Source organism: Kitasatospora sp. NPDC127067, from assembly GCF_042724755.1.
Taxonomy (GTDB): Bacteria; Actinomycetota; Actinomycetes; order Streptomycetales; family Streptomycetaceae; genus Kitasatospora; species Kitasatospora lactacystinica.
In genome coordinates, this window is sequence record NZ_JBHXEM010000044.1 from 49,737 (window position 1) to 60,946 (window position 11,210).

At 73.8% G+C, this 11,210-nt stretch carries 11 protein-coding genes; 2 read left to right on the forward strand and 9 right to left on the reverse strand.

Annotation, left to right across the window (positions count from 1 at the left end):
* Positions 1 to 24: 24 nt before the first annotated feature.
* The 3 genes from ACFWJ4_RS19340 to ACFWJ4_RS19350 form a co-directional block, all read right to left on the reverse strand.
* Positions 25 to 1,740, reverse strand: a complete 1,716-nt coding sequence (locus ACFWJ4_RS19340) for an HAD-IC family P-type ATPase (protein ID WP_380545446.1) — start codon at positions 1,738 to 1,740, stop codon at positions 25 to 27.
* A 5-nt stretch (positions 1,741 to 1,745) separates the two neighbouring features.
* Positions 1,746 to 2,786, reverse strand: coding sequence for an HAD-IC family P-type ATPase (locus ACFWJ4_RS19345; RefSeq protein WP_380545448.1), 1,041 nt, complete (start codon positions 2,784 to 2,786; stop codon positions 1,746 to 1,748).
* A gap of 103 nt (positions 2,787 to 2,889) precedes the next feature.
* On the reverse strand, positions 2,890 to 3,807 hold the full coding sequence (locus ACFWJ4_RS19350) for a polyphosphate kinase 2 family protein (RefSeq protein ID WP_380545450.1): 918 nt from the start codon (positions 3,805 to 3,807) through the stop codon (positions 2,890 to 2,892).
* A gap of 318 nt (positions 3,808 to 4,125) precedes the next feature.
* Between ACFWJ4_RS19350 and ACFWJ4_RS19355 the strand changes: the two genes are divergently transcribed.
* Positions 4,126 to 4,617 carry a DUF1269 domain-containing protein gene (locus ACFWJ4_RS19355; protein WP_380545452.1) on the forward strand — a complete coding sequence of 164 codons (492 nt, stop codon included), beginning with the start codon at positions 4,126 to 4,128 and terminating at the stop codon, positions 4,615 to 4,617.
* 81 nt (positions 4,618 to 4,698) lie between these two features.
* On the opposite strand, the gene ACFWJ4_RS19360 is transcribed toward ACFWJ4_RS19355, so the two are convergent.
* From ACFWJ4_RS19360 to ACFWJ4_RS19385, 6 genes are all read right to left on the reverse strand, one after another.
* Positions 4,699 to 5,325: a hypothetical protein gene (locus ACFWJ4_RS19360; RefSeq protein ID WP_380545454.1), complete on the reverse strand. Its 627-nt coding sequence runs from the start codon at positions 5,323 to 5,325 to the stop codon at positions 4,699 to 4,701.
* Between the two features lie 288 nt (positions 5,326 to 5,613).
* Complete coding sequence (locus ACFWJ4_RS19365) at positions 5,614 to 6,351, reverse strand: nicotinamide riboside transporter PnuC (protein ID WP_380545456.1); 738 nt, start codon at positions 6,349 to 6,351, stop codon at positions 5,614 to 5,616.
* Positions 6,352 to 6,565: 214 nt separating this feature from the next.
* Positions 6,566 to 6,991 (reverse strand): riboflavin kinase, encoded by a 426-nt coding sequence (locus ACFWJ4_RS19370; RefSeq protein WP_380545458.1) that lies wholly within the window; start codon positions 6,989 to 6,991, stop codon positions 6,566 to 6,568.
* On the reverse strand, positions 6,984 to 7,559 hold the full coding sequence (locus ACFWJ4_RS19375; RefSeq protein WP_380545459.1) for a flavin reductase family protein: 576 nt from the start codon (positions 7,557 to 7,559) through the stop codon (positions 6,984 to 6,986). The genes ACFWJ4_RS19370 and ACFWJ4_RS19375 overlap by 8 nt, the downstream gene beginning before the upstream one ends.
* A gap of 32 nt (positions 7,560 to 7,591) precedes the next feature.
* The gene (locus ACFWJ4_RS19380; protein ID WP_380545461.1) at positions 7,592 to 8,938 is read right to left on the reverse strand and encodes an NtaA/DmoA family FMN-dependent monooxygenase; all 1,347 of its coding nucleotides are present in this window, start codon (positions 8,936 to 8,938) and stop codon (positions 7,592 to 7,594) included.
* Between the two features lie 100 nt (positions 8,939 to 9,038).
* Positions 9,039 to 9,977, reverse strand: a complete 939-nt coding sequence (locus ACFWJ4_RS19385; RefSeq protein WP_380545463.1) for a ribokinase — start codon at positions 9,975 to 9,977, stop codon at positions 9,039 to 9,041.
* Positions 9,978 to 10,101: 124 nt separating this feature from the next.
* Between ACFWJ4_RS19385 and ACFWJ4_RS19390 the strand changes: the two genes are divergently transcribed.
* On the forward strand, positions 10,102 to 11,094 hold the full coding sequence (locus tag ACFWJ4_RS19390; RefSeq protein ID WP_359898436.1) for a LacI family DNA-binding transcriptional regulator: 993 nt from the start codon (positions 10,102 to 10,104) through the stop codon (positions 11,092 to 11,094).
* Positions 11,095 to 11,210: the final 116 nt, after the last annotated feature.

Sequence of the window (11,210 nt, forward strand, 5' to 3'; positions counted from 1 at the left end):
CTCCTCAGGGGCTCCGGAACGCCGTCACGGACGGGAGCCGGCCGTCGCGGCGCCGCGGGCGGCTGCCCCGCCGCCGGCGCCGGACACGCTGCGGGCGACGAACTTGCCCAGTTCCCACAGCAGCAGGAGCGCGAGGGCGGCCAGCAGGGCCCAGCCGAACTGCCGGGCGGTGATGTCGGTGGTTCCGAGGAGGCGGTGGAACGCGTCCATCTGGGTGACCAGCACCGCCAGGGCGAACTCGCCGAGGGCCGCCCTGTTCATCTGCTTGCTGTCGAAGGTGCTGACGGTCAGTGCGGAGCCGCGCTCGCTGCGGCATTCGTAGGCCGCCACGATCAGGCAGAGCGCGAAGGCGGTGAACGCGATCGAGTTGCCGGTCCGCGCGCTGTGGTAGTGGGCCTCGCCCAGCTTGGTCAGCCCGAGCAGGGCGACCGTGACGGCCAGCCCGGCGAGCCCGACGGTGATCATCACGGGCCCGGTCAGCACCGTCTCGCCGCGCGGGCGCGGGGTGCGCCGCATCAGGCCGGGGCTCTCCTGGTCGAAGCCCAGGGCGAAGCCGAAGGGGGCGTTGACCACGAAGTGGACCCACAGGACCTGCGCCGGGGTGAACGGCTCGCCGGCGGCGATGTTCAGGAGCGCGGCGCCGAGGAAGGTCAGCACGAACGTCACCAGCAGCACCAGGACGAACCGGATGTACTTGGTGAGGTTGTCGTAGAGCTTCCGGCCCTCCTCGACGGCGTACACGATGGTGGCGAAGTTGTCGTCGGCGAGGACCATGCGGCTCGCGTTCTTCGCCGCGTCGGTGCCGCTGCCCATGGCGATGCCGATGTCGGCGGCCTTGATCGCCGGCGCGTCGTTGACGCCGTCGCCGGTCATGGCGACCACGTCGCCCTTCCGCTTGAGCGTGGCGGCGAGCAGCACCTTGTGCTCGGGTGCGACCCGGCCGAGGACGCCGATGCCGTCGATCCGGGACAGCCGCTCGTGCTCCGGCAGGGCGGCGAAGTCGGCGCCGAGGACGGCCTCCCCGTCGATGCCGAGTTGACGGGCGATGGCCGCTCCGGTGGTGACGTCGTCGCCCGTCACCATGCGGACCCGGATGTGGGCGGCCTGCGCGCTGGCGATCGCGGCCCGTGACTCCTCGCGCGGCGGGTCGACCATGGCCACCAGGCTGGTCATCCGCAGGTCCTCGACGAACGCCAGCAGGTCGCCGTCCGGGTCGAAGTCCGCCGGGTCCAGGTCGCGGACGGCCCCGGCCATCACCCGCAGCCCTTCGCCGCCCATCCGCTCGGTCTGCGCCCGGGCGCGTCCGCCGAGCTCCGCGTCCCAGGGGACGACCACGCCGTTCGAGTCGGCCGAGGAGGCCCGGGCCATGACGGCGGGGGCCGCGCCCTTGACGAAGCACCGCACCACCGCCCGGCCGTCCGCGTCCTTCGCCTCGTTGAAGCTGGCCATCAGCTTGTAGGTGGGGTCGAACGGCAGTGTGGCGAGCCGGGGGAAGCGCTCCCGGGTGGCCTCGATGTCCAGCCCGGCCTTGTGGCAGAGGACGAGCAGCGCGCCCTCGGTCGGGTCGCCGACGACCTGGCCGTCGACCAGTTTCGCGTCGTTGGCGACCAGGTGGGGCAGGACGGCGTCCTCGATGCTCGGGGCGGAGCCCGCGGCGTGGTGGATCCGCCCGTCGAGGCGGTAGCCGGTGCCGGAGACGGTGTAGCGGTCGGCGGGGGTGAGCACCTCGACGACCGTCATCTGGTTCATCGTGAGGGTGCCGGTCTTGTCGGAGTTGATGGCCGAGGGAAACCGAGGGTCTCGACGGACGGCAGTTCCTTGACGATCGCGTGCCGCTTGGCCAGGTTGAGGCTGCCGACGGAGAGGATGACCTGGCTGACCGTCGGCAGCGCCTCCGGGATCGCCGCGATGGCCAGCGAGACCGCGCTGACGAAGAGGGCGTCCCACGCCTGGTCGCGGCTGCGGCCGAGCGCGAACATCACGACCATGGTCAGGCCGGCCGCCGCCGCGATCCAGAGCGTCAGTGTGTTCAGCTCCCTGGTGAGCGGCGACTGCTCCTTCTCGGTGGCCGACAGCATTCCGGAGATCTTGCCCAGTTCGGTGCCGGAGCCCGTCGCGGTGATGACGAGCAGTCCGCTGCCGTGGGTGACCGGGGTGTCCATGAACGCCATGTTGGTCTGGTCGCCCGGGCCCAGCGCCCCGGCCGGCAGGGTGCCGGTGTCCTTGGCGGCGGGAACGCTCTCGCCGGTCAGCGCCGACTCGTCGATCTGCAGCGCGCTGGCCTCGACGATCCGTCCGTCCGCCGGGACCTCGTCGCCCGCCCTGACGAGCACCACGTCGCCCACGACCAGCTGTTCGGCCGGGATCTGCGCCTCCGTCCCGTCCCGCCGCACCCGCGCGGTGGCCTTCATCATCGACCTCAGCGCGTTCATCGCGCTCTCGGCCTTGCCCTCCTGCCGCAGGCCGACCACGGCGTTGAGCAGCGTCAGGACGATCAGCAGGATCCCGGTGGTCCACTCCTTGATCGCCAGGGAGACCACCGCCGCCGCCAGCAGGATGATCTGCATGTAGCTGCAGTACTGGTCGAGGAAGCGCAGCCAGTCGGGCCTCGACTTCTCCTCGGGCAACGCGTTCGGCCCGTTCGCGGCGAGCAGTTCGGCCGCCCGGGCGGCGCTGAGCCCGGTCGCCGGGTCCACCCCGAGCGAGGACGCGACCTCGTGGGGAGGTCGCGCGTACCACGGGTCCGGGGACTCCTGCGGGCCGGACGGCCCAGCCTGCTCCGCCATTCCTCACTCCTCGGGATCCGGGAACGTCCCCCCTTGGACGTCGGTCGGTCCGACACGTCGACACGGACGGGCCACGCGCGAACGGATCACGCGCACCGCCGGATCACGTGCGGCCGCCCCGGGGGGCCTCCGCCTCCAGCAGGCGCTTGGCCGTGCGCAGGTCCTTGCGGATCCGCTCGTCGACCGTGGGGAACTGCGGATCGATCCCGATCAACGTGTGCGCGAGCACCGCCGCCGCGCAGATGCGCGCGAACCACTTGCGGTCGGCCGGTACGACGTACCAGGGCGCCCACGGCGTGCTCGTGGCCGACAGCATGTCGGAGAACGCCTCCTGGTAGTCGTCCCAGCGCTCGCGCTCGCGGATGTCCGCCTCGGAGAACTTCCAGTTCTTCTCGGGCAGGTCGATCCGCGCCAGGAAGCGCTTGCGCTGCTCCTCCTTGGAGAGGTTCAGGAAGATCTTCACCACCTTGAACCCGTTGTCGGTGAGGTAGCGCTCCCAGTCGTTGATCTCCCGGTACCGGCGGTGCCAGACCCCGGGGCCCTTCGCCTCCTCCGGCAGCTTCTGCCGGTCGAGGTTCTCCGGGTGGACGCGCACCACGAGGACCTCCTCGTAGTGCGAACGGTTGAAGATCCCGATGTCCCCGCGCGCCGGGAGCCGCTGCGCGTACCGCCACAGGAAGTCGTGGTCGAGCTCCTCCGTGGAGGGCACCTTGAAGCTGCTCACGTGGACGCCCTGCGGGTTCACCCCGCTCATGACGTGACGGATCGTTCCGTCCTTGCCGCCGGCGTCGAGCGCCTGGAGGCAGAGCAGCACGCCGTAGGTGTCCTGGGCCGCCAGCCGGGCCTGGTACTCCGAGAGCAGCGACACGCCGGTGCGCAGCAGTTCGACGCCCTCGCGCTTCTTCATGCCCGCCTTGTACCGGGGGTCGAAGTCCTCCGCGAGGTCCACCCGCGACCCCGGTTTCACCCGCAGCGGCTTGATGAACTTCGCAACGCGCCTGGCCGTCCGTCCGTCCGACATCGCCTGTACCAGCTCCTCTCGGGTCCGGCGGGCATCAGGAGGCCTGCCGTGCGTCCCGTCCGCGCAGGCGTCCTCGACGCGGCGCGGACCGGGACCGACCAGCACGGAAGAGTGCTACCTGCCACGCTGTGGCCGCCGGTCGGCCGTGTCAATCCGACGGTGCCCTTCCGGGGCGGGCCCACCCGCGCCGGCCGACCGGGGCGGCCGGCCGGGACGCTCGCGGCCGGTTCGCCCGTCCGGCGTCCGCGTGTGGCAGCGCCCGCGGCCCGTGCCGACGATGGGGCTGCCGGTGCAGTACCCCCGCGATCGGAGGCCGTGATGGCGACCCTGACGGTATGGCGCTTTCCCACCGCGAACGGAGCCGACGATGCGCTCGCCACACTGAGGAGGCTGGGGCGCCAGGAGCTGATCAAGGTCCAGGACGGAGCGGTGGTCACCTGGCCGGAAGGGGCCAGGAAGCCGAAGACCCGCCATCTGAGCGACATGACCGGCATGGGCGCCGTGGGCGGCGCCTTCTGGGGCTTCCTCCTCGGAATGGTGTTCTTCGTGCCCGTGCTCGGCGCGGCCCTGGGCGCGGCCGGCGGCGCGCTGGGAGGCCACCTCGCCCACGTCGGCATCGACGAGGACTTCGTCAAACGGCTGCGGGAGAAGGTCACCCCCGGCACCTCGGCCCTGTTCGTGCTCAGCTCCGACGCCGTGCTCGACCCGGTCAGGTCGGCGTTCGAGGGCCTGCACGCCGAGCTCCTGGAGACCAACCTCTCCGCGGACGAGGAGGCCCGGCTGCGCGAGGCGTTCACCGAGGGCGAGTGAACCGGCTGACGCACCATCGGGAACGTCCCTGACCACTCGGAGAATCGAGCGGACCTGTCCCTGCGGCCGTGACCGGCCCGGTCAGCCGTTCCAGGAGCCCGCCGTGGTCGTCGTCCCGGAGGTGCCGGTCGTCCGGCTCGCGCCTCCCGTGCCGGTGACCCGGCCGCCCGGGGCGGCGGCGGGCCGCAGGAAGTCCGCCCCGGCGCCCGAGGTGGTCGTCCGCACGCCCGGCGACGAGTCGCCGGTGGTGCTCGTGGTGCCGCTCGCCGGTCCGGCCGAGGTGCGCGGCGCCGAGCCGGCCGGGACCGCCGGAGCGAGGTGCGCCGCGGTGGTGCGGCGCGCGGCCGGGGCGGCGGGGGCGACCGACGGGTCGTCACCGGCCGGCGCGACCCGCTCGATCCGCAGCACCAGGTTGCGGTCCTGCCGGTCGCCGGCCAGGTCGCGGTTGCGGCTGTGCACGACCTGCGTCAGCACGCCCCGGATCTCCTGCCACCGCCCTTGCACCGCACGGATGTTGGGGCACCACTCGCCCTGGTCCCGGTGCTCCAGGTCGAGCTGCCAGCGCTCCGCCTCGACGTGGTGGACGGCGCCGACCTCGCAGGGGATCTCCACCGGAGCGACGCCCCGGACGGTCACCACCGCCCGCTGCGGAAACCTTCCCTCCACCGCCGTCACCGTGATCCGGCTCGACCCCTGGTACCAGGCCATCGCTGTCCTCCCTCGTCCGTGCTCCGGGCCGGCTGCCGACCGTCCTCACCGGTAGCACGGACGGCGCACCCTCCGGGGTTCGATCCGCCCGCGCCCGGTCTGAACCCGGCGGCCCGCGCCTTCCGTTCGGCGGGGCGATTCCCGCCCCGCGCACCGCCGCGGCTCCGGCCTCCGGCCACGGGCGGCGTGCCGGCCTCCGGAAGCCGGCGCGGGCCGGCCCCGGGGTGGGGCCGGCCCGCGGACGGGGCGGGGTGCGGCGCGGTGCGGTGTGGTGCGGTGGTCCGACGGTCAGTCGGCGGCCCCGACCCGCGGGGCGGAGCCGCCCGGGCGGGCGTCGTCCCGGCCCTCGACCCTGCTCTCCACCAGGACGGCGGGCTCCAGCGGCGAGGCGATCTCCTGCGGCTTGCTGCGGGACGCCCAGTCGCGGATGCCGAGCAGCACCATCACGAAGAAGATCCCGTAGACGATGCCGGAGAAGTACAGCTCGGAGTGGACGGCGAGCGGCACGCCCACCAGGTCGACGGCCAGCCAGACGAACCAGAACTCCACGTAGCGGCGGGCCTGGCTGTACATGGCGAGGATCGAGCCGACGAAGATCCAGGCGTCCGCGAGGACCATCCACCACGGCGCTCCGGGGTAGAACGAGGCGTCCGTCCCCTTCAGCACCGCGCCGAACGCGGCCGTCCCCGCCACCATCGCGGCGATCAGCACGGCGCGTTCCCGCCCCGACGCCCAGCGGACGTTGATGGTGCCTTCCTGCTCGCGGCTGCGCTTCCAGGTCGCCCAGCCCCAGGACGCCGAGACGATGATCACGATCTGTCGGGCGGCGTTGCCGCCGAGGTGCACGTTCAGGCTGGCGATCAGCAGCAGCACCGAGCCGAGGATCTGCACCGGCCAGGCCACCAGGGACCGCCGCAGGGCCAGCCAGACGGTGGCGAGCGCCAGGATGTTGCCCAGGAAGTCGGACCAGTAGACGGGGAGACCGAAGAAGTCGAACTGCTCGTTCAACCAGTGGAACGCGCTCATGACTCACACCTTTGTTCGTGCGGAGCGAGGTGGGGGAAGGGGCGGTCGGCCCCGCCGAAGCGGGGGGTGCGGGGCCGACCGGGCTCGGGGCGCAGGGCGCGCGGCCGCGTGGGGAGCGGGTGTGCGCGCCGGCGGGTGAGGGCGGTGCCGGTGGATCGGGAGGGGGAAGCGTGATGCCGGTGGATCGGGAAGGGGGAACGGCCGTGCCGGTGGGTCAGGAGAGGCCGGCCAGGACGTGCCGTCCGTGCGCGGAGTCCAGCAGGGCCTCGGAGCGGCGGACGTCCTCCCGGGCGGCGAGCAGCAGCTCGTCGACGGAGGCGAACCTCTCGGTGTCCCGGATGCGGGCGACGAACCACAGGTCGACGCGCTCGCCGTACAGGTCGCCCGGGGCGTCGTGGCAGTACACCTCGGTGTGGATCTCGGAGGTGTCGCAGAAGGTGGGGTTGGTGCCGATGCTGATCGTCGCGCGGTGCACGGTGCCGGTCGCGCGGCGGGCCAGCCAGCCGCTGTAGATAGCCGGCGGAGGGACGGGTGTGCCGGGCTCGGCGGCGATGTTGGCGGTGGGGAAGCCCAGCCCCCGCCCCCGGCCGGCACCGTGCACCACGGTGCCGGACAGGGGGGTCGTCGGAGCGTCAGCCATGGGGGGTGAGCTCTCGGAACTGGCTGGTGTGGAAGACCAGCGGCTCCACCCCGGGGAACAGTTCGACGGTGAGCAGCTCCATCAGGACGATCTCGTGGTCGCCGCCGTCGTACACCGCGCTCACCCGGGCGGTCAGCCACAGCGCCGCGTCGTGGATCAGCACCGCGCCCTCCGGCGTGGCCTGCCACCCGGTGCCGTCGAAGCGGTCGCCCTCGCGGGAGGCGAGCCGCCGGCAGAGCGCACCCTGACCGTGGCTGAGCACGCTCAGCCCGAGCTCCGGTGCCTGTGTCAGCCTGGGCCAGGTGGTCGAGGTGCGGGCCACGCTGACCGCGACCATCGGCGGCTCCAGCGAGATCGACACGAAGGAGCTCACCGCGAGCCCGACCGGTTCGCCGTCGCGCAGCGCGCCGAGCGCGACCACTCCGGTCGGGTAGGCCCCGAACGCCTGGCGCAGCGCCGCGGCGTCGGGCTCCGCCCCGGTCGGCTGCTCCGTGTGCGGCCGCCCCGCGGTCGGCGGCTGCGCGGACGCGGCGGCGGGCGGGTTCGGGTGGTGGGCGGGAGTGACCATGGTCGTCGCCGTCCTCTCGTCGCGAGTGTGGTTCAGTGCCGGTACTGTGCGGCCGGGTGGCTGGCCGGCAGGGCCCGGTCGGACGCGCCGGTGAGCCGCTCGCGCAGCGACTCGCCGTCCGCGTACTCGCCGCGGAAGACGCCGCGGGCGCGCAGGATCGGCAGCACCGACTCGACGAACTCCGTGGTGGAGGCCGGCTGGACGGTCGGCGAGAGCAGGAAGCCGTCCAGGTCGGCGCCCTGCGCCAGGGCGCAGATCTCGTCGGCGATCTCCTCGGCGGTGCCGACCACCGGGCGGGCGCCGACGCCGTGGGTGTGCCAGTCGGCGAGCACGTCGCCGACGGTCCGGCCGGCGAACCGGGCGACCTGGGTCTGCGACATCTCGGTGGACAGCTCCGACATCGGGGTGTCCGGCGCGTACGAGGACAGGTCGAGGCCGGTGAACATGGCGTAGCTGGCGACGGTGACCTCCGGGCGCTGGGCGTCCAGGACGCGCTGCCAGCGGCGCTCGGCGTCCGCGGTGGTGGCGCCGACCACGCAGGAGAACGCCGACATCACCTTGACCTCGTCGGCGCGGCGGCCCGCCCGTACGGCCTCCTCGCGGATCGCCGCGGTGTGCCCGGCGAGCTGCCGCACCGAGCCGCTGCCGACGAACATGCACTCGCCGTGCCGCCCGCCGACCCGCCGCCCGGCCGGGGAGGCGCCGGCCTGGAACAGCACCGGGGTGCCCTGCGGGGAGCGGGCGGTGTTGCCGTAGCCGTGCGAGCGGAAGTACGGGCCCTCGTGCTCGACCGGGTGCACCTTGGCCGGGTCGGCGAAGCGGCCGGCCTTGTCCTTCTCCAGGGCGTCCGGCTCCCAGGCGCCCTCCCAGTACTTGTAGACCAGGTCGAGGAAGTCCTCGGCCATCTTGTACCGGTCGTCGTGCGCCACCATGTCCATGCCGAAGGCCTTGACCGCGGTGTCGGCGGTGCCCGTGGTCACGATGTTCCAGCCGAGCCGGCCGCCGGACAGCTGGTCCAGGGTGGCCAGCCGGCGGGCGAAGGCGTACGGCGGCTCCACCAGCACCGAGCCGGTCACCACCAGCCCCAGGTCGGTGGTGCTCGCCAGCAGCGCCGAGGCGATCACGAACGGGTCCAGGCGCGGCAGGTCCAGGGTCTCCTCGGTGGCGATCGGCGGGCGCACCCCGTCGATCTCCGACCAGCCCCAGGCGTCGGCCAGGAACAGGAAGTCGAGCTTGGCGTCCTCGCAGACCTGCGCGATCTCGCGCCAGTACCCGAGGGTGTCGAACAGGTGCCGGCGGCTGTCGGGGTGGCGCCAGGTGGCGGTGCCGCTCGCGTTGGTCTGGGCGTTCTCGAACAGGCCGAGCTTGAGGTTGCGCATGGGGTGTTCTCCGTTGAACTGGTGATGCGGGGGGTGGGGGGACCTGGGGTCCGTCACAGCACGGGGGAACGCGGGGGGAACAGGGGGACGGCGGGGTCCGTCAGGATGCCGCGGGGACGGTGGGGGCGTCGAGGACCGCGGCGTCCGCGTCGAGCTGCGCCGCGGACGGCATGGAGGACTGGGCGCCGAGTCCGGTCACGGCCAATGAGGCGGCGCGGACGGCGCGTCGGGCGGCGGCGAGCAGGTCGGTGCCCCGGGCGAGGGAGTCGGCGAGGGCCCCGCAGAAGGTGTCGCCGGCGCCGACGGTGTCGACGGCGTCCACGACGGGGGCCGGCAGGTGCACGGCCGGGCGGCCGGGCTGTTTGACCAGCGCCCCGTCCGCGCCGAGCGTCACCACGACCGCCCGGCAGGGCAGCGCGGCCCGTTCCAGCAGCTCGCGCGCGCCGTCCGGGCCGGCCGGCGGCTCCGCGCCGAGCAGGGCGGCGAGTTCACCGAGGTTGGGCACCAGGACGTCGACGGCGGACAGCACCTCCGGGGCGACCGGCCGGGCCGGCGCCGGGTTGAGGACGACCGTGCCGCCCTGTTCCCGGGCCCGCAGCACGGCGGCGGCGACCACCTCGGCGGCGATCTCGTGCTGCACCAGGACCACCTCGCCGGCCGAACGGGCCAGCCGCTGCGGCAGGTCCGCGACCGTCAGCGCGGCGTTGGCGCCCGGGTTGACCACGATGGTGTTCTCGCCGGCCCGGTCGACCACCACGGAGGCGATCCCGGTGGTGCTCTCCGGTGCCGGGCGCACCGCCCCGACGTCCACCCCTTCGGCGGCGAGCGCCCGCAGGATGGGGGCGGCGTCCGTACCGACCCGGGCGACCAGACGCACCCGCGAGCCGAGCCGGGCGGCCGCGACGGCCTGGTTGGCGCCCTTGCCGCCGACGCCCTCCACGAAGCCCCGCGCGAGCACGGTCTCGCCGGGTCGCGGCAGGTCCCCGACGGTCAGGACGAGGTCGCGGTTGATCGAACCGACGACGGTGATGAGCGGCATCCGCACTCCTTGGGAGATCGATCTCCCACACTGTGGACCAGCCCCCGGAAACCGTCAAGTACCCTCGTGCTGCGCATTGCGCCAGCTCAGCCGAGCCCTCTCCGACCGCGAAGGACCGCCCCACGTGACTGCGCCCCGACTCCTCGACGTGGCCGCGGCCGCGGGCGTCTCCCGCGCGACCGCCTCACGCGTCCTGGCCGGCACCCCGCGCAACGTCGACCCCGAACTCGCCCGCCGCGTCGAGGAGGCCGCCCAGCGCCTCGGCTACCGCCTCAACCACTCCGCGCGGGCGCTGCGCACCGGCACCACGGGCACCATCGGCGTGGTCGTCCCCTCGCTCGCCAACCCCTACTTCGTCCAGCTCGCCGACGCGCTCGCCCAGCAAGTCCGCGCCGCCGGAGGGCAGTTGGTGGTCTCCGACGCCGCCAACGACACCGCCGTCGAGGCCGAGCAGATCGAGACCCTGCTCGGCGGCCGGGTCGACGGACTGCTCGTCGTCCCCGTCTCCGCCGGCGCCTCCGGCCCCGCCGTCCGGGCCGCCGCCGAACGCACCCCCGTCGTTCTCTTCGACCGCTGGGCCACCGGCTCCGGCACGGTGGCCGTCACCCTCGACAACACCGCCGCGATGCGACTGCTCCTCGACCACCTCGAAGGCCTCGGCCGCCACCGGATCGCCCTGGTCGCCGCCGACCAGGCCTCCTCCTCCGGCGCGGAACGCCTCGCCGCCTTCACCGAGGCCCGCGGCGCCGACGCCACCACCGTCCTGCTGCCCAGCTTCACCACCGACGCCGGCCGCACCGCGGGCCGGCGCATCGCCGAGCGGCACACCGGGATCGACGCCGTCGTCTGCGGCGCGGACGTCCTCGCGGTCGGCCTCGTCAGCACGCTGCAGCGCTCGGCGGTCCCCGTCCCCGGGCGGATCGCCGTCACCGGCTTCGACGACACCGAGATGCTCGAACTCCTCGACCCGCCCATCACCTCCATCCGCCACCCGCTCACCGCCATGGCCGAACGCGCCCTGACCCTCCTTCAGGCCCCCGCCCGCGAACGGACGGAGCGCGTGGAGCGCTTCGCCCCGCAGCTGGTGGTGCGCTCCTCCACCGACGCCGACGCCTGACCCCGACGCCCGACCCCTGACACCCGGCACCCGGCCCCTGATGCCCGGCGCCGGGGAGCCGGGGAGCCGGGAACGGCCGACGGCCGGCCCCGGGCGGACTCAGGTCCACCCGGCGC